The organism is Methylobacterium sp. C33D, from assembly GCF_053345825.1.
The window spans coordinates 25,610-42,429 of sequence record NZ_JBKFAV010000006.1; the positions used below are offsets into that span (position 1 = coordinate 25,610).

The window sequence follows — 16,820 nt, forward strand, 5'->3', positions numbered from 1 at the left end:
GTCATGACTGATAATTCCGCTGCCGAACAAGCCATTATGGCGGCCATGACAGTTAAATAACTTTTTGATACACAAAGTGTTCAAAAAACAGCTCTGAACAACTGCGATCAAGAGAGCGTACGTCAGGGGGCGGAAACGGCCGGCGACCGACGCTATTGCGCCGGGTCGACTTGGCCACGAACCGCACGGCCGGAGTGCCGTGGGGGTCGCGAGGCCTCAAGCTCCGGGAAATCCCGAGCCGCTCAATGCCCGCGGTGCCGGGCGCACGCGCCGTCGCGCTCGCGCATTGCGAGTGCGGCCCAATAGGCGGCCCTGACGGCGCCGATACGCCGAAGGCGGCAGCAAGACGACTGGACATGGAAGGAAACCTCGCGATGGGATGTCCTGGCGCGGGCCGCGTTTGCGGGCGCACCTCGGGCGTCGCGCGCCTCAGGCGCGCCTCATCTCACGCGAAGGTTCGTGGTGGTTTGCGCAGCGCCTCGGGGCCGATGCCCGCGCGACCGGGTGTGTCGTGCGGGATCAGCACGGCCGCACGGAATACCGGGGCGGCCAGGGATGCGGCTCCGGCGACGATGCCGACCGTGCCGCAAACCATCGCCCAGCAGCAGCCGCGCCTACAGGCGTCGGAGCAGCAGCCTCGGTCGGCACCGGCTGCCCGAAGCGAGGCGGTCGACCTGCCGGCCGCCGCCTGGAGGCGGGGCGCTGCCAGGAGCTTCACCGGCATCTCTGCGATGCTCGACGACGCGGCGGGAGCGAGGGTCGCCTTGGAAACGGACCCTCTAGGAACCACCGATACCACGCGCTTGTGGCCGGCGCAGTGGACGTGTCCCTCGTGCGCCTCGACCGCGGAAGGCGCGGCGTAGGCGAAGATCGCGAGGATCATCGCCGCCATCCAACGCACGATGTGCCGGTCGAAATCCATGCCGGTCGCTAGTCTCGATCCAGTATGTCGGGACGGCGTCGCCCCTGGCACGTGAATGCGCGCAGCTGGGTTTGGTTGCCGCCCGGCCGTTTCACGTCGTCGCGTCGAGCGGCTCGGCCGGATAGCCTGCGGCGGCGACGGCCCGGGCGATGCGGTCGCTCGGACCGGCGGCGCCCGATACGGTCACGAGCTTCGCCCCGAGATCCACCGCGACCTGGGCGTCCGGCTCGATGCCGATGATGGCCCGTGTCACGGACTTGGCACAGCCCCCGCAGCCCATCTTTTCGACCTGGAAACGATGCATGACGCTCTCCCTTTGACGGCGTCACTCCCAGGTGGGGCTTCCCATAATGGGAAGGTCAAGGGTCGTGAGTGTCTCGAATCCGGTGCGGGTCGTCGGACACTGCCCTCCAGATCGCTCTCAACCGCGAGAACAGCGAGCGGGCGCCGACCGGCTACGTCATGCGGGACGAGCGTCCGAAACCCACATCCAAGTCGGGCGCGGAGGCGGCACCGCCTGCGGCGATACCCAAACGCGGAACCCGCTGCAGCCTCAGGCCGGCATCCCGCCCCGGTACCGGGCAAAGGTGCTCCGGCCATCGGGCCTAAACAGGACCACGTCGTAGGTGTCCGGCTCCATGCCCTCGACCTCCATGCCGGGCGAGCCGACCGGCATGCCCGGAACTGCCAAGCCCGTTCCCTGGGGCTTCTCCGTGAGCAACCGCTTGATCGCCCCGGCGGGGACGTGACCCTCGACGACGTAGCCGCCGACCTGGGCCGTGTGGCAGGAGGCGAGGTCCCGCGGCACCCCGAGGCGCGCCTTGACCGGGTTCACGGGACCCTCGGTCACCGTCACCTTGAAGCCCGCCTCGCGCAGGTGGGCCACCCACTTCTCGCAGCAGCCGCAGCTCGGGTCCTTGGTCACCGCCACCTCGGGCAGGCCGGCGGCGAGCGCCTGCCGCCCCATGGCCAGCCCGACTGCCAGACCGATGAGCATGGTCCGGCGCGATGGCACCCTGTCAGCCTTCATCATTCACTTCTCTCCGTCTCTCATTCCGCGGCCATGGTCGTCCGCGTGCCGCTCTCCGCCGCCGCCGTCGCGGGCGGCATCCGCGGCCCTTCACCAGCGCGTATACGGCCGGGATCACGACCAGCGTCAGCACGGTCGAGGAGACCATCCCGCCGATCATCGGCACGGCGATGCGCTGCATGACCTCGGAGCCCGAGCCGGTGCTCCAGAGGATGGGCAGGAGGCCCGCCATGATGGCGACGACGGTCATCATCTTCGGGCGCACCCGCTCGACCGCGCCGACCATGATGGCGCGGCGCAGATCCTCTCGCGTCGGAGGCTGGCCCTTCCGCCCGCACGCGGCCCGCACCTCGTCCCAGGCGTGGTCGAGGTAGACCAGCATGATGACGCCGGTCTCGGCGGCAACTCCGGCGAGGGCGATGAAGCCGACCGCCACCGCGACCGACATGTTGAAGCCCATCCACCACATCAGCCAAACGCCCCCGACCAGCGCGAAGGGCAGCGACAGCATGACGATGAGCGTTTCGGTCAGCCGCCGGAAGTTCAGGTAGAGCAGCAGGAACACGACCAGCAGCGTCAACGGCACCACGATCCTGAGGCGCGCCTCGGCCCGCTCCAGGTACTCGTACTGTCCGCTCCACTGCAGCGTCGTGCCCGGGGGTAGCTTGACTTCGCTTTCGACCGCAGCCCGCGCGTCGGCGACGTAGCCGCCGAGGTCCCGGCCCGCGAGGTCGACGAAGATGTAGACCGCGAGCTGCCCGTTCTCGGTGCGGATCGAGGTCGGCCCCCGCGTGAGCTCGACCTTGGCGACCTCCCTAAGCGGCACCGTCCCGCCGGCGGGCAGCGGCACCTGCACCTCGTCGGCGATCGCCCGCGGGTCAGAGCGGAAGGCCCGCGGGTAGCGCACGTTCACGGTGTAGCGCTCGCGGCCCTCCACCGTGGTCGTGACGCTCTGGCCGCCGAGCGCCGAGGCGACGACGTCCTGCACGTCGCCGACGCTCAGGCCGTAGCGCCCGAGCGCCTCGCGGTCCGGTGCGATGTCGAGGAAGTACCCGCCGATCACCCGCTCGGCGTAGGCGCTCGACGTTCCAGGCACGTTACGCACCACCGCCTCGACCTCGCGAGCCACCTTCTCCATGACCGTCAGGTCTGTCCCGAGCACCTTGATGCCGACCGGCGTCCGGATGCCGGTCGAGAGCATGTCGATGCGGGCACGGATCGGCTGCGTCCAGGCATTCGACACGCCCGGGAATTGCAGAGCCTGGTCCATCTCTGTCCTCAGGCTCGCGAGCGTCACGCCCGGGCGCCACTCGGCCTTCGGCTTGAGGCTGATGATGGTCTCGGCCATCTCCATCGGCGCCGGATCCGTCGCCGTGTTGGAGCGGCCCGCCTTGCCGTAGACCGAGGCCACCTCCGGGAAGCTCTTGATGATGCGGTCCTGGGTCGCCAGCAATTCGGCCGCCTTCGTCACCGAGATGCCGGGCAGCGTGGTCGGCATGTACATCAACGTCCCCTCGTTCAGCTCCGGCATGAACTCGGAGCCGAGCTGACGCGCCGGCCACACGGTGGCCGCCAGTACGCCGAGGGCCAGCACGATGGTCAGGACCCGGGCCTGGAGCACGCCGGCGATGAGGGGCCGGTAGAGCCAGATCAGGAGCCGGTTCACCGGGTTGCGGTGCTCCGGGACTATCCGCCCGCGCACGAACAGCGTCATGAGGGCCGGGACCAGGGTCACCGACAGCAGGGCTGCCGCCGCCATGGCGAAGGTCTTGGTCAGGGCGAGCGGCCCGAACAACCTGCCCTCCTCGCCCTCCAGGGTGAAGATCGGCAGGAAGCTCACCGTGATGATGAGCAGCGAGAAGAACAGGGACGGGCCGACCTCGGCGGCGGCCGCGACCAGGATCTCAACGCGCGGCTTGCCCGGGGGCGCCCGCTCCAGGTGCTTGTGGGCGTTCTCGATCATGACGATGGCGGCGTCGATCATGGCGCCGACCGCGATGGCGATGCCCCCCAGGCTCATGATGTTGGCGCCCAACCCCAGGGCCTTCATGCCGGCGAATGCCATCAGGATGCCCACCGGCAGCATCAGGATGGCCACCAGCGCGCTGCGGACGTGCAATAGGAACACGATGCAGACCAGGGAGACGACGACGCTCTCCTCGACCAGGGTGTGCCGCAGGGTGTCGATGGCCGCGTCGATGAGCTGCGAGCGGTCATAGACGGGAAGGATCTCGGTGCCGACCGGCAGGCTCTTCGCGACCTCCGCGAGCTTCGCCTTCACGCCCTCGATCACGTTGAGCGCGTTGGCGCCGAAGCGCTGCAGGACGATGCCGCCGGCGACCTCGCCCTCGCCGTTCAGCTCGGTGATGCCGCGGCGCTCGTCCGGCCCGAGCTCGACCCGGGCGACGTCCCGGACCCGCAGCGGCGTGCCGCCCGAGGTCTTCAGCACGATGTTCTCGATGTCGGCGACGCTCTTGAGGTAGCCGCGGCCGCGCACCATGAACTCGAACTCGGACAGCTCGACCGTGCGGCCGCCGACGTCGGCATTGCTCGTCCGGATGGCGTCCCGGAGCTTGTTGAGCGAGATGCCCTGGGCGCGCAGCCTGTTCGGGTCGACGACGACGTTGTACTGCTTCACGAAGCCGCCGACGCCGGCGACCTCAGCCACGCCCTCGGCCCGTGACGCGCCGAAGCGAACCACCCAGTCCTGCAAGGAGCGCAGCTCGGCGAGCGTCCGCTCCCGGGCCACCACCACGTACTGGTAGACCCAGCCGACGCCCGTCGCGTCGGGCCCCAGCGTCGGCGTCACGCCGGGCGGCAGGCGGCTCGCCGCGCCGTTGAGGTATTCCAGCACGCGCGAGCGGCCCCAGTACGGGTCGGTGCCGTCCTCGAAGATGACGTAGACGAAGGAGACGCCGAAGAACGAGAAGCCCCGCACGACCTTCGCCTTCGGCACGGTCAGCATGGCGGTGGTCAGAGGATAGGTGACCTGATCCTCGACCACCTGAGGGGCCTGCCCCGGATACTCGGTGTAGACGATGGCCTGCACGTCCGAGAGGTCGGGGATGGCGTCGAGCGGCAGGGTGCGCAGGGCGACGACCCCCGCCGCCACGGCGAACACGGTCCCGACCAGCACCAAGACGAGGTTGCGGGCCGACCAACCGATGAGGCGCGCGATCATGGCTTGGTCTCCATGTTCACGGCTTGCCGGTCGTCCGCCTTCGGGGCCGCCATGGATTGCAACGCCGCCTTCAGGTTGCTCTCGGCGTCGATCAAGAAGTTCGCCGCCGTGACCACCCGGTCGCCGGCCGCGACGCCCTCGCTGATCTCGGTGTAGCCCGCGCCACGTGCCCCGATCTTGACCTCGCGCGGCTCGAACCGGCCCTCGCCACGGGCGAGCAGCACGACCTGTCGCGCGCCCGTATCGATGACCGCGTCGTCGGGGACCGCCACGACGGGCCTGCCGGTCCCGGTGGCGATGTCGACCTCGGCGTACATGTCGGGCAGGAGCGCGCCGTCCGGGTTCGGCAGCTCGATGCGGACCCGTGTGGTGCGGGTGTCCGGGTTAACCTGCGGGTAGATCACGCCGACTTTGCCCGAGAACGTGCGCCCCGGGGCCGAGCGGACCCGGAGGGTCACCGGCTGTCCGACGCGCACCCCGGCGAGGTCGCGCTCGGGCACGTCGGCCAGCACCCACATCACCGAGATGTCGCCGATGCGGAACAGCGTGTCGCCGGCCGCAGCCTTCATCCCCTCGATGGCCGAGCGCTGCAGCACGATGCCGTCCCGGGCCGACGACCAGGTGATGGCCATCGGCACCTTCCGGGTGCGCTCCATCTCGTCGATGACAGCTTCCGAGACGTTGAGGTTCTGCAGGCGCCGCCGGGCGCCGTCGAAGCCTGGATTGGCGATGAGCTGGGCGGCGGCGGCGTTGATGTCGGGCGAGTAGATCTGGACCAGGGGCTGGCCCTTGCGGACCCGGTCGCCGGTCGTGACGTTCTCGACGTGGTCGACGTAAGCGTCCGAGCGGGTCGCGATGACCGTCACGCGCCGCTCGTCGAGGGCGACGGTGCCGGGCACGCGCACCGGCTGGGCGACGACCCGGCGCTCCACGGTCTCGGTCCGGACGCCGGTGCGCTGGACCTTGCCGGGGGAGACGGTCACGACGTTGCCGCCCTCGTCCTCGCCCGCGTAGACGGGGATGTAGTCCATCCCCATCGAGTCCTTCTTCGGCACCGGCGAAGTGTCGGCCAAGCCCATCGGATTGCGGTAGTACAGGACGCGTCGGTCACCGGAGCCGGGCTTGGATGACCCGGCCGGCTGGCCGCCGTCCGCCATGCCGTGGGCGGCCATGTCGGCGGGCATGGCCGCCATGGCTTCTCCGTCGAAGCGGACGTCCTCGCTGGCGTGGACGGCCCGGAACTCGCGCCCGTCCGTCGTGGCCATCGGCGCGAGCGAGTAGACCGGCTTCCCGTCCGGGTCTTGGTAGTAGACGACCGGGCCGGACGGGGTACCCCTCACGACGCCCGCCGCGGGGGGCAGGAGATGCGCTAGCCCGTCGCGAGCCCGGTCCGCGAGCGAGGTCGGCAGCCCCGAGACCGCGCGTCCGGCGAGCTCGGACACGGCGGGGCCGTCGTGCCCCGCCCAATACCCGACACCCACGGCCGCGAGCGCGGCGAGAGCCCCGGCGAGCCATCCGGGCCGGCTCATTTGGCGGCCTGGACGATCAGGTCGTCCTCGACCGTTCCGGTCTCGCCCTGCACCTTGGCGGCCAGCGACAGGCGCCAGCGGCCCTGCATCCCGAGATAGGCCTTGAAGCGGTAGATTCCGGGTTCGGTCGAGGGGACCTGCTCGACCTTGGTGGCCATCTCCTCCATGGCGTCGGGCGCCATGTCGAGGCGCTTGGCGAAGATCACGGCGTCGGTCACCGGCTTGCCGCTGCGCTTGTCGACGAGCCGGACGGCGAGGACGGCGTCACCGACCTTCGCCTCGGACTGGACCAGCTGGAACTGGTAGTCCTTAATGCCGGCGAGCGCCGGCAGGGCCTGGGCCGACAGGGCGGCGCCGAGCAGCGCGGCCGTAAGGGCGCGCGCGAAGAAATTTTTGATCACGGGTGTGGTCTCCTGAACGCGATGGTCGCCAGCGCGCGGTCGCGCGGCATCGTGCCGGCGCTCACGCCGGCCGCATCAAGCTCAGGCTCGGGGGGGCTCGGGTAACGGAGGCCCGTGCATGCTGGCGAAGGCCGCAGCATCGGGCCACGCCCGGCTCGTCCGCGTCGCGACCGGTGCCGGTACGGACACCGCGGATGGCGGGAGGGAAGCGATGCCGGCGAGGCAGAGCGCCAGTAGCGGGCAACCCGCCTTGGCGCAGTCGGGCTTCATCGCCTTCACGGGCGGACAGCATGGCATCTCGGCCATGTCGACGTCCGCCATATCCGCGCGGTCCGCGACCGGCAGCGCCTCGTGCCCGACGCCTGACTGCACCGTGACGGACGCGCGCATGCCCGCGACGGCCGCGGGGACCGCCACCGGCGTCAGGGCGAGGCTGAGAACCGCAAGCAGCGGGATCAGCCGCCGAAAGGCGAGCCAGAACGTCACGAATCTACGATGCCAGTTTTTCGGTCAGGGCGGAAGGTCAACGCCGCCCGTCCACCATGCGGCATGGTCGCGGCATGAACGGGACGGTGCGGATGTCGCCCGCCGGCCGACCGGCTTCGGGCGTATTGCGCCCCGCGAGCGATGGATAGACCTCGTCGCCGGTTTGGGACGCCCGAAGGCCTCAGAAATCCCGGGTGGGACGCGACGGCCGGTCGGCGGAAGGACGCCGGGGCACCCCAGTGATTGACCCGGTCGTCGCGCCGACCTCAACCGTTTCGACAGGACGGGGCGGCGTCCGGTGCGTCTGGGGTACGAAGCGGGACGGGACGTTGTCCATCCATCCCGCAAGCGCGTAGCCTGGCAGTGCGGCAAGCATTGCGATGCCGACGAAGACGGGAATGACCTTGATTCTCATGACGGAACTCGATTGATACTCGGAAGCTCGCTGCTCCTTTCCTTCAGTCCGCACGTCCCGCGCTCATCGTTACGGCGCCGCGCAAATTTTTTTCCATGCTGCGCCCGACGCCCCCATACCCCGTCATCGTCGCCAACCGGCTGGGCACGCTCCCGGCGTGTTCGCTACCATCGGAGCAGGCGCGGTCCCAGCAGCGCACCCGCCAGCGTGCACAGCGCGATGGTTCCCCCGTACCAGACGGCGACAAACGGCACGGTGTCGTCCATGCAGTGCAGGGAGTAGCCGAGCGCGCTGACCGCGCCCGAGGCGAGGCCGACCAGGGCCCCAGCCCGCACGAGGTCCGTCGGCGCCCCGAACCGCCGGACCGCCCACGTCACGACGGCGAACGGCACGACGGCGATCAGGGGGATCGAGACGAGGCATTCGAGCCAGGTGTGGCCCGAGATCATGCCGTGCCAGTGCTCGCGCGGGCTCATCGAAAGGCTCGCCGCCGCGAGCACCGCGACCGCGACGAACGGCAGGGCGGCGACCCCGAGATGGACGCGGCTCTCGCCGCCGGGCCTCGCGGCCCTGACGAGATACCGGAGCGCGAGGCCTCCGACCGCGGCCGCGAACGCGAACTTGAACGCGAGGAACACCAGCGGGCGAGCCTGCATCAGGCCGGGGCGCACGCCCAGAACCATGAGTGCCAGGCAAAGCGCGGCCGCGGCGCCGACGGCCACCGCCAGCCCGAGCCGGCGCGTCATCCACGGGGTCCGGACCGGCTCGCGCTCGAAGCTGCTGCCCAGAAGGCCGATGAGTTCGTCGGTCTTCATCGCATCTTGCCTCCCACCAGGTTCGCCAGCGTCTTCAGGCCGCGATGGACGCTCACCTTGACCGCGGTCTCGGTCATGCCGGAGCGTTCAGCCGCCTCGGCGGTGCTCAGTCCCTCGACCTTCGTCGACCGGATCGCATTCCTCATCTTGGCCGGCAGGTGCGCGAGGAGGCGCTCGACGTCGAGCGAACTCTCCGCCGCGACGTGGTCGTCGTGGGCGACCAGCACGCCCGCATCCTCGACCGGGACGTCCGTCGTGGACGCGCGCGTGCGCCGGAGATGGTCGATGAGCTTGTACCGGGCAATGGCGTGGATCCACGGCGTCACCGGCTGCGTGACGTCATAGGTGTGCCGGCGCGCATGGATCACCATCAGGGTCTCCTGGACGAGATCCTCCGCCTCGGTGTCGCTCCGTCCGGAGCGGACCAGCTTGCCCTTGTAGTACGCGCGCAGATGCGAGCCGAGGCGCCCGAGGAAACGCCGGTAGTCGGCCGCGCTGCCCCCGAGGCTGGCGATGAGCAGCCCCCGCAGTTCCTCCTCCGCCCGGGGCACCAGGGCTAGACGAGCCGGTTCGTGGATGCCGGGCCTAAGCTCGAAGTCCGTCGCGTCATCCACCACCCCGCTATGCCCCTCGCGACCGCCGCGCCGTGCCGCGTGGGGCGCGCACGTCGTCCGACGATCCGTGTCACGCGGCCGGTTGCCCGAACGCGACAGGGAACCGCCACCGCTCGAAGGGCAGTCCGCAAACGGAGCCCGAAAGGTTACAGCGCTCTGGGTATGCCCCCACCCGCAGGCATGTGCGGCGAATTATTGCCAAGCCTGAGCGCCGTTCTTACACCCGAGCCGGTTACGGGGGAGAGGAGGTGGTCACGGGGCGCCCGGGACTCCCTGCGGGCGTGACCCCGTCCACCAAGATTGGTCGTCCGAGACCGCATCCGAGAACGTGCCTCTCCTCCGATCCGGCGACGACGGCGGGTTCGACACGGCACGACGTCCCGCTCGACGCACTTTCCGCCATCCGAACCGGTCCGGGCGAACGCCGGCCGTCACGCAATCGACGCTTTCCTTGGAGTTAAGGTCATGATCGAGGTGATCCCGAACTGGCATCCGGTCGCGGTCCATTTCACGGTCGCCCTCCTGATCACGGCCACCGCGCTGTTCGCCGCAGGGACCCTCTTCAGGAAAGCGCCGTCCGGGGCCGCGCTCACGACGGCCGCCCGTTGGAACCTCGCGATCGGCATTGCGGTCACGGGCGCGACCCTCGCGACCGGCTGGTCGGCGTACAACACGGTCGCGCACGACGCGGCCTCGCACGAGAACATGTCCGTTCACCTCCGCTGGGCCCTCGCCACCGCGTTGGTCTTTCTCGTCGCCGGGGGCGTAGCCTGGCTGGAGCGCCACAAGGGCGTCGGCGCCGGCATCGCGCTGCTCGCGCTCCTCGCCGGGGGGAGCGGGGCGCTCGCGGTAACGGGCTGGCTCGGCGGCGAGAACGTCTACCGCTACGGCCTGGGCGTCATGGCGCTCCCGAAATCGGGCGACCACGTCCATCCCGGGAGCAGCGGCCATTCCCACGTTCATGCCCACGACCATGACCACGTTCCTGCGGACGGTCCGGCCCCGCCCGATGCCGCCGCGCTCAACGCTGGGACGGCTCAGGTTCCGGATGCCGCCGCTCCGCACGACCATGGCCATGGGCACGACCACGACCATGACCACGGCCTAGCTCAGGATCAGGCCCCCGCGACCGCCCTGCAGGGGCCGAATACGCCCGATGCCGCCGCGGGCAAGGCCGGGACGCCCCAGGCTCCGGATGCCGCCGCTCCGCACGACCACGACCACAGGCACTGACCAGCGCGCCGCCGCGGGTCCGGTTTGCGACCAACCAACCGTGTCGTGCATGTCGGCGCGTTCGCGATAGCCTTCGCGAAACTGGCTTGTGGCGCAAATCCAACAGACTGTTCTTCGACGGCGTGCGCCCGCCGCCGTGGATTGCCGCTTCCGCCGGGCCGTGCGAATGTACGCCAAGATTAGGCAGGGGTCCTGATCGTTGAACATCGTGCGCACATTGCTGCTTGCCGTGGTCGCCGTGGCCTTGGCCATCGCGCCGGCCGCGCCGTGCACGATGGGCCGGCATGCCGCGATGGCCGACCGCGTGCTCGCCGACGTCGCGGGCGCGATGCCGCAGGCACGTCACGCACACACGCGTCAGGGGTACGACGGTCCGGATGCCACCGGGCCGGCCGGGCTTCAGGCGAGTTCCCAGGACGTGCCGGCTGCGACCGCCGGCGATGACGGCTGCCCGGGACACCGGCACCGTTCGAAGCGCCCGGCCTGCCCGTCGCCGTGTTGCACCCTCGGCTGCCAAGCGGCGCTCCCGGTGGCGGTCTGGCTGGGTACGCCTACGGACTACCGTCCTTCGGACCGGGTCCTGATCGTCCAGGAGGACGGGGCCGTCGATGCGCATCCGCTCCGGATCGAGCGGCCGCCGAGGCTGGGCGCCTGACGCACGGGGCGTTCTAGCGACCGCCCACGGCCGCTTCGGCGGGACGAGCAACCATTCCGTTCGACGACCCGACGCCTCGGTCGGGCGCGACGCCGTCGCCGGCCCCGGCCGTGCGACCGGCGCCGCGCCGGGCTTCGCCCTCGGCCGTCCGCCTCTGTCCGGGAAACCCACGATGTTCAAGTTGCCGAGACCGGCCGCGCTCGCGGCGGTCCTGCCGCTCGCCGGCTGCATGCCCGCCACGGTGCCGGTCGGGCTCGTCCTGCCCTCGGAACCGAACGTGCCGGTCCCGCCACCCCGCTACGCGAAGGTGACCGCGGGCGTGCAGGATTTCCGCGTCGTCGAGCCGAAGGACTGGCGGGAGCTCAACCGGCAGGTCGCACCCAAGGCGGGGTCAGGCGGGATGAAGGGCATGCCGGGCATGGACGGGATGCCCGGGATGGGCGGCAAGCGCGATTCCGGAGGCCGATGATGGTCCGCCGCTGTAACCGAACCGGCTCGCATCCCGGACTACCCGACATGGGACGCATCACGACCGTGCCGGGACGAGCCGGCGGGACCGCGCGCGCGCCGGGCGGGACCGTCCGGCGGCATCCCGCGCGCGTGGCCGCGAGCTTGGCCGTCCTGGCCTCGCTCCTGGGAGGCTGCGCGAGCTTCTCGCCGGACGCGGGCCTCTCGGTCGCGGGCGACTACGCCTCGCTCGAATTGCGCAAGGACATCCTGAAGGGGGGCGACCAGGGGATCGCGCCGACCGCGGAAGCGCGGGTGGACGAGCTGCTGCGGCATCCCCTGACGGCGGACGGCGCCGTGCAGGTCGCCCTGCTCAAAAACAGGGGCCTGCAGGCCGCCTTCAACGACCTCGGCGTATCCGAGGCGCAATACGTGCAGGCCACGCTGCCGCCCTCCCCGCGCTTCTCCATCACGCAGTGGGGGCTGGGGTTCAACACGGACATCGAGCGCTCCGTGGCCGCGAGCGTTTTGGAACTGGCGACGCTGCCGGTGCGCGCCGAGATCGCGCGGCAGCGGTTCAAGGCCGACCAGTACAACGCGGCGGACCAGGTCCTGCGGCTCGGGGGCGAGGCGCGGCGGCAATTCTATCGGACGGTGGCGGCCAACCAGGCGACCGCCTTCCTGGAGCAGGCCTTGGCGGCTGCCGGTTCCGCCTCGACGCTCGCCACGCAGCTCGGCGAGACGGGCGCGCTGAACAAGCTGGAACAGGCGCGGGAGCACGCCTTCTACAGCGAGCTGGGCGCGCAGCTGGGAAAGGCGCGGGTCCAGCAGCGCGCGGAGCGCGAGCGCCTGACCCGCCTGCTCGGCCTCTGGGGGCGCGAGATCGACTTCCGGCTGCCGAACGGCCTGCCTGCGCTTCCGAAGCGCCTCGTGGACGGCCGCGCCATCGAGGCCGAGGCGGTGAGCAAGCGGGCCGACGTGCAGGCCGCCCGGTTCGAGCTGCAGTCGCTCGTCGGGCAGTTCGGGCTAAACCAAGCCAGCGGCTTCGTCAGCGTCTTCGACGTCGGTTTCGCCAACCAGTACACGCGGTCGAGAACGTTCGAGAGCGGTTCCGCTCCGAAGGTCGACAAGAGCAGCCTGAACGGGTTCACGGCCGATCTCACCATCCCCGTCTACGATTTCGGGACGACGGCGGTCCGCGGCGCGAAGGAGTCCTACCTCGCCACCGCGAACCGCCTCGCGGAGCGCGCGGTCAACGCCCGCTCGGAGGTCCGCGAGGCGTACCAGCGCTATCGCGGGCAGTACGACATCACCCGGCACTACCAGACCAGCGTCCTACCCTTGCGCAGGACGATCCAGGACCAGGCGCTGCTGCAGTACAGCGGCATGCTGCTCGACGTGACCACGCTGATCGTCGACGCCAGGGCCAGGATCCTAAGCAACATCCAGGCGATCGAGGCCCAGCGCGACTTCTGGATCGCGGCGACCGACCTCAAGGCGGCTACCGTCGGCGGCGGGTTCTCGGCGGACAACTACGGCGGCGAGGCCGCCGGAGGGAGCCCGGGCACGAGCCTCGCCGTCGCGACGCCCGGCGGCTGACGCATGCGCGCCAGTCCGCCCATGACATTCGGAGGGAGATCATGACCGACATCTCGCGCAGAGGGGTCCTGGGAGCAGGCGGCCTCGTGCTCGCCGGCACGTCGATGATCAGTGGACGGGTCCAGGCCGCGGGCCTGCCGGAGGCCCCGATCATGGACAAGGCGACCATGCAGCCGCCGCTCTACCCGACCAGCGGGCCGGACTACCAGCCGGTGGTCACGCTAAACGGCTGGACGCTGCCTTGGCGCATGCGCGGCGATTGGAAGGAGTTCCATTTGATCGCCGAGCCGGTCGTGCGCGAGATGGCCCCCGGCATGAACGCGCGGCTCTGGGGGTACAACGGCCAGTCGCCGGGACCGACCATCGAGGCGGTCGAGGGCGACAAGGTCCGCATCTTCGTCACCAACCGCCTGCCGGAGGCGACCGCCGTGCACTGGCACGGGCAGACGCTGCCCAACGGCATGGACGGGGTTGCCGGGCTGACCCAGCCCGGCATCCCGCCGGGCAAGACCTTCGTCTACGAGTTCATCCTCCGGCGCTCCGGCACCTTCATGTACCACCCGCATTCGGACGAGATGGTCCAGATGGCGATGGGCATGATGGGCTTCTTCGTCGTGCATCCGCGCGACCCGGCCGAGCGGCGGGTCGACCGCGACTTCGTCTGGCTGCTGAACGCCTACGACATCGAGGCCGGGTCCTACGTGCCCAAGGTCAACACGATGCTCGACATGAACATGTGGTGCTTCAATAGCCGCGTGTGGCCGGGCATCGACCCTATGGTTGCGCGCCAGGGCGACAAGGTCCGGATGCGCTTCGGCAACCTGACCATGACCAACCACCCGATCCACGTCCACGGCGTCGACTTCAAGGTCACGGGCACGGACGGCGGCTGGATAGACGAGAGCCGCCAATGGTCGGAGGTCTCGACCGACGTTGCGGTCGGGCAGATGCGGGCCATCGAGTTCAACGCCGACAATCCCGGCGACTGGGCGATCCACTGCCACAAGTCGCACCACACCATGAACGCCATGGGCCACTCGGTCCGGACTTACATCGGCGTGAACCTGAAGAGCACCGCCAAGCAGATCCAGAAGATCGCGCCGGGCTACATGCCGATGGGCTCGACCGGCGGCGGCATGATGTCCGAGATGGAGATGCCGCTCCCCGAGAACACGCTGCCGATGATGACCGGCACGGGCCCGTTCGGGTCCGTGGAGATGGGCGGGATGTTCACGGTCCTGAAGGTCCGCCCGGGCTTGGCGGCCGGCGATTACCGCGACCCGGGTTGGTACCGGCACCCGGAAGGCACCCTCGCCTACGAGTGGACCGGCGAACCGATGCCCGAGCCGGCCCGCGCCCCGGACACGCCGAAGGGCCGGCGCGCCCGCCAGACCGATCTGCGGGTCGTCGACCCGCGCACGCGCCGGACCGCGTCGAACACGGGCGGCCACGAGCACTGAGCGGGCGGCAAGGGGCCGCCCGAGGGCCCGCCGGGAGCGCTTCGCGCGCGGCGGGCAGACCCATTCGGAATGGGAGCGCTCCCTTCCGAAGTCCGCCGCGTCGGTCGCCGAATCCCCTCAACGGCGCCGGCGCGGCGGTTCGATGGACTCAAGGAGTAGAGAAGCCATGAGACGCAAGATCACGCTCGCCGTCCTTTCGGCGGCCTTCCTGGCGGTAGCGGCACCGGCGTGGGCGCAGTCCGTGAAGGGCACCGTGACCAAGGTCGACCCGGCCGCCGGCAAGGTGACGCTCGACCACGCCGCGATCCCGAAGCTCGACATGGATGCGATGACGATGGCCTACCCGGTCGAGGATCCGGCGATGCTCAAGGATCTCAAGGCCGGCGACAAGGTCGACTTCGACGTCGCCGAGACGGGCGGGAGCTACACCGTCACGAAGATCCAGAAGGCGAAGTAGCGCCCCAGAGGCGAGCCCTTGCGCGGCTTCCGCCCGGTCCCGCGCGAGGGCGCCGACACTTTGAGATGGAGCGACCATGCAACGCCTGATCCTGTCCGCCGCGCTCGCGGCGGCCCTCGTCTGCCCGGTCCCGGAACCCGCCGGCGCGCAACCCGCGAAGGGCGCGCCGGCCGCCCTGGAACGGGCGCGTGAGACGATGGCGAACCGATTCCGGGACACGAAGCTGACCGGCGACCCGGACCGGGACTTCGCCGAGCTGCTCATCGCCAGTTACGAGGAGACGCTGTTCCTGGCCAAGACTCAACTCGACTATGGCGGGGACCGGCAGCTGCGCGAGACCGCCCAGAAGATCCAGGACGAGCAGCAGGCGAGGATCGACGCCCTCAAGCAGTGGCTGGTCCGCAGCCGCGAGGCCGGGTACCGGCCGCAGCCGAACCAGACGCCGTCGGGCGAGGGACCGCTCGACCGGCAAGCGAAGGCGGCACCGGCACAGGCCCGACCCGAATCCCCTCCCGCGGAAAAGGCGGAATCGCAGCCCGCTCCGCCGCCGGTGTCGTCCAACGCCCCCCTCGTCGCCGGGACCGTGAAGAAGGTCGACGACGCCGCGGGCAAGGTGACCCTCGACCACGAGACCATCCCGAACATCGGGATGGACGCGATGACCATGGCCTACAAGGTCCAGGACCCGGCCATGCTCAAGGGCCTGAAGCCCGGCGAGCGGGTGCGGTTCTCGGCCGACCGGGTGAACGGGTCCATCGCCGTCACACGCATTCAGAAGGCCAAGTGATGGGGGCCGGCCGACGGCGCCCGTTTCCGGCCGCGGCGCCTCGCGCCCTCGGCGTCCTCCTCAGTCTTGCCGCGGCCGCCGGCGCGGCGACGGCGGCGGAGGGGCCGGGGGGCACCGCGGGAACAGCCGCCACGGGCGTCGACATCGGGAACGTCACGGCCGGCGGTCGAGCCGCCTACGGCGAACTCCTGGCGCGGGAGGCATCGGCACGTGGGGTCCCGCCCGCGCTCGCCGAGGCGGTCGCGTTCGTCGAGAGCGGCTACGACGCCGGGGCCGTCGGAACGGTCGGCGAACTCGGGCTGATGCAGGTCCGACCGGCCACGGCTGCGATGCTCGGCCATCGCGGGCCGGCCGCGGAACTCCTCGACCCGGCTACGAACGTCCGCTTCGGCGTCGCCTACCTCGCTCGGGCGTGGCGCCTCGCGGGCGGCGACGTGTGCCGCGCCCTCGCCAAATACCGCGCCGGCCACGGCGAGGAGCGCATGACGCCGCGTTCCGTCGATTATTGCCGGCACGCACGCGACCGGCTGGCCGCCACGGGCTCGCCGCTCGCGGCGGTCGCGACGACGGCCGGTTCTGGCATCCCTCGGACATACGCAACGAAACCCGGCGCGGCGCCGACGGCCGTCACGCTCCTGGCGAACCGGTTCTGGGCCGCCCACGTGGCGCGCGTCCGGGCCGTCGAGATACGGACCGCCCGGATCATGGGGGGCGGCTGATGCGACCCGCACGGGCGGCGCTGCTGCCATCGACCCAGGTGCGCCGAGAATGGCCGGTGACCCGTGCGCG

Annotated in this window: 17 protein-coding genes; 8 read left to right on the forward strand and 9 right to left on the reverse strand. The window is 70.4% G+C overall.

The window, feature by feature from the left end:
* Positions 1 to 445 precede the first annotated feature (445 nt).
* The 9 genes from ACLBXO_RS05720 to ACLBXO_RS05760 all read right to left on the reverse strand — a co-directional run bounded on the left by ACLBXO_RS05720 (position 446) and on the right by ACLBXO_RS05760 (position 9,330).
* Positions 446 to 922 (reverse strand): hypothetical protein, encoded by a 477-nt coding sequence (locus ACLBXO_RS05720; RefSeq protein ID WP_447684750.1) that lies wholly within the window; start codon positions 920 to 922, stop codon positions 446 to 448.
* A gap of 91 nt (positions 923 to 1,013) precedes the next feature.
* The gene (locus tag ACLBXO_RS05725; RefSeq protein ID WP_447684751.1) at positions 1,014 to 1,226 is read right to left on the reverse strand and encodes a heavy-metal-associated domain-containing protein; all 213 of its coding nucleotides are present in this window, start codon (positions 1,224 to 1,226) and stop codon (positions 1,014 to 1,016) included.
* 249 nt (positions 1,227 to 1,475) lie between these two features.
* A complete protein-coding gene (locus ACLBXO_RS05730) occupies positions 1,476 to 1,952 on the reverse strand; it encodes a DUF411 domain-containing protein (RefSeq protein ID WP_447684870.1) in 477 nt (158 codons plus the stop codon).
* Complete coding sequence (locus ACLBXO_RS05735) at positions 1,942 to 5,133, reverse strand: efflux RND transporter permease subunit (RefSeq protein WP_447684752.1); 3,192 nt, start codon at positions 5,131 to 5,133, stop codon at positions 1,942 to 1,944. Before ACLBXO_RS05735 ends, ACLBXO_RS05730 begins: the two co-directional genes overlap by 11 nt.
* Positions 5,130 to 6,662: an efflux RND transporter periplasmic adaptor subunit gene (locus ACLBXO_RS05740; protein ID WP_447684753.1), complete on the reverse strand. Its 1,533-nt coding sequence runs from the start codon at positions 6,660 to 6,662 to the stop codon at positions 5,130 to 5,132. Before ACLBXO_RS05740 ends, ACLBXO_RS05735 begins: the two co-directional genes overlap by 4 nt.
* Positions 6,659 to 7,063 (reverse strand): FixH family protein, encoded by a 405-nt coding sequence (locus ACLBXO_RS05745; protein WP_447684754.1) that lies wholly within the window; start codon positions 7,061 to 7,063, stop codon positions 6,659 to 6,661. The genes ACLBXO_RS05740 and ACLBXO_RS05745 overlap by 4 nt, the downstream gene beginning before the upstream one ends.
* Positions 7,064 to 7,144: 81 nt before the next feature.
* A complete protein-coding gene (locus tag ACLBXO_RS05750; protein WP_447684755.1) occupies positions 7,145 to 7,549 on the reverse strand; it encodes a hypothetical protein in 405 nt (134 codons plus the stop codon).
* Positions 7,550 to 8,128: 579 nt separating this feature from the next.
* Positions 8,129 to 8,779 carry an NrsF family protein gene (locus ACLBXO_RS05755; RefSeq protein ID WP_447684756.1) on the reverse strand — a complete coding sequence of 217 codons (651 nt, stop codon included), beginning with the start codon at positions 8,777 to 8,779 and terminating at the stop codon, positions 8,129 to 8,131.
* Positions 8,776 to 9,330: a sigma-70 family RNA polymerase sigma factor gene (locus ACLBXO_RS05760; protein WP_447684871.1), complete on the reverse strand. Its 555-nt coding sequence runs from the start codon at positions 9,328 to 9,330 to the stop codon at positions 8,776 to 8,778. Before ACLBXO_RS05760 ends, ACLBXO_RS05755 begins: the two co-directional genes overlap by 4 nt.
* A gap of 528 nt (positions 9,331 to 9,858) precedes the next feature.
* On the opposite strand from ACLBXO_RS05760, the gene ACLBXO_RS05765 reads away from it, so the two are divergent.
* From ACLBXO_RS05765 to ACLBXO_RS05800, 8 genes are all read left to right on the forward strand, one after another.
* Positions 9,859 to 10,626: a DUF2231 domain-containing protein gene (locus ACLBXO_RS05765; protein WP_447684757.1), complete on the forward strand. Its 768-nt coding sequence runs from the start codon at positions 9,859 to 9,861 to the stop codon at positions 10,624 to 10,626.
* 208 nt (positions 10,627 to 10,834) lie between these two features.
* Entirely contained in the window at positions 10,835 to 11,281 is a 447-nt protein-coding gene (locus tag ACLBXO_RS05770; RefSeq protein ID WP_447684872.1) for a hypothetical protein, read from the forward strand.
* Between the two features lie 172 nt (positions 11,282 to 11,453).
* The gene (locus ACLBXO_RS05775; protein ID WP_447684758.1) at positions 11,454 to 11,750 is read left to right on the forward strand and encodes a hypothetical protein; all 297 of its coding nucleotides are present in this window, start codon (positions 11,454 to 11,456) and stop codon (positions 11,748 to 11,750) included.
* 47 nt (positions 11,751 to 11,797) lie between these two features.
* Positions 11,798 to 13,327: a TolC family protein gene (locus ACLBXO_RS05780; RefSeq protein WP_447684759.1), complete on the forward strand. Its 1,530-nt coding sequence runs from the start codon at positions 11,798 to 11,800 to the stop codon at positions 13,325 to 13,327.
* 41 nt (positions 13,328 to 13,368) lie between these two features.
* Entirely contained in the window at positions 13,369 to 14,787 is a 1,419-nt protein-coding gene (locus tag ACLBXO_RS05785; RefSeq protein ID WP_447684760.1) for a multicopper oxidase family protein, read from the forward strand.
* A 166-nt stretch (positions 14,788 to 14,953) separates the two neighbouring features.
* Entirely contained in the window at positions 14,954 to 15,244 is a 291-nt protein-coding gene (locus ACLBXO_RS05790; RefSeq protein ID WP_447684761.1) for a copper-binding protein, read from the forward strand.
* A gap of 76 nt (positions 15,245 to 15,320) precedes the next feature.
* A complete protein-coding gene (locus ACLBXO_RS05795; RefSeq protein ID WP_447684762.1) occupies positions 15,321 to 16,031 on the forward strand; it encodes a copper-binding protein in 711 nt (236 codons plus the stop codon).
* Positions 16,031 to 16,750 (forward strand): lytic transglycosylase domain-containing protein, encoded by a 720-nt coding sequence (locus tag ACLBXO_RS05800; protein WP_447684763.1) that lies wholly within the window; start codon positions 16,031 to 16,033, stop codon positions 16,748 to 16,750. Before ACLBXO_RS05795 ends, ACLBXO_RS05800 begins: the two co-directional genes overlap by 1 nt.
* The last annotated feature ends 70 nt before the right edge of the window (positions 16,751 to 16,820 follow it).

What these genes read in the sequence shown, in the direction of transcription:
- ACLBXO_RS05720 (WP_447684750.1), bottom strand. Translation starts at nt 922, where the DNA reads ATGGATTTCGACCGGCACATCGTGCGTTGGATGGCGGCGATGATCCTC.
- ACLBXO_RS05725 (WP_447684751.1), bottom strand. Translation starts at nt 1,226, where the DNA reads ATGCATCGTTTCCAGGTCGAAAAGATGGGCTGCGGGGGCTGTGCCAAG.
- ACLBXO_RS05730 (WP_447684870.1), bottom strand. Translation starts at nt 1,952, where the DNA reads ATGAAGGCTGACAGGGTGCCATCGCGCCGGACCATGCTCATCGGTCTG.
- ACLBXO_RS05735 (WP_447684752.1), bottom strand. Translation starts at nt 5,133, where the DNA reads ATGATCGCGCGCCTCATCGGTTGGTCGGCCCGCAACCTCGTCTTGGTG.
- ACLBXO_RS05740 (WP_447684753.1), bottom strand. Translation starts at nt 6,662, where the DNA reads ATGAGCCGGCCCGGATGGCTCGCCGGGGCTCTCGCCGCGCTCGCGGCC.
- ACLBXO_RS05755 (WP_447684756.1), bottom strand. Translation starts at nt 8,779, where the DNA reads ATGAAGACCGACGAACTCATCGGCCTTCTGGGCAGCAGCTTCGAGCGC.
- ACLBXO_RS05765 (WP_447684757.1), top strand. Translation starts at nt 9,859, where the DNA reads ATGATCGAGGTGATCCCGAACTGGCATCCGGTCGCGGTCCATTTCACG.
- ACLBXO_RS05775 (WP_447684758.1), top strand. Translation starts at nt 11,454, where the DNA reads ATGTTCAAGTTGCCGAGACCGGCCGCGCTCGCGGCGGTCCTGCCGCTC.
- ACLBXO_RS05780 (WP_447684759.1), top strand. Translation starts at nt 11,798, where the DNA reads ATGGGACGCATCACGACCGTGCCGGGACGAGCCGGCGGGACCGCGCGC.
- ACLBXO_RS05785 (WP_447684760.1), top strand. Translation starts at nt 13,369, where the DNA reads ATGACCGACATCTCGCGCAGAGGGGTCCTGGGAGCAGGCGGCCTCGTG.
- ACLBXO_RS05790 (WP_447684761.1), top strand. Translation starts at nt 14,954, where the DNA reads ATGAGACGCAAGATCACGCTCGCCGTCCTTTCGGCGGCCTTCCTGGCG.
- ACLBXO_RS05795 (WP_447684762.1), top strand. Translation starts at nt 15,321, where the DNA reads ATGCAACGCCTGATCCTGTCCGCCGCGCTCGCGGCGGCCCTCGTCTGC.
- ACLBXO_RS05800 (WP_447684763.1), top strand. Translation starts at nt 16,031, where the DNA reads ATGGGGGCCGGCCGACGGCGCCCGTTTCCGGCCGCGGCGCCTCGCGCC.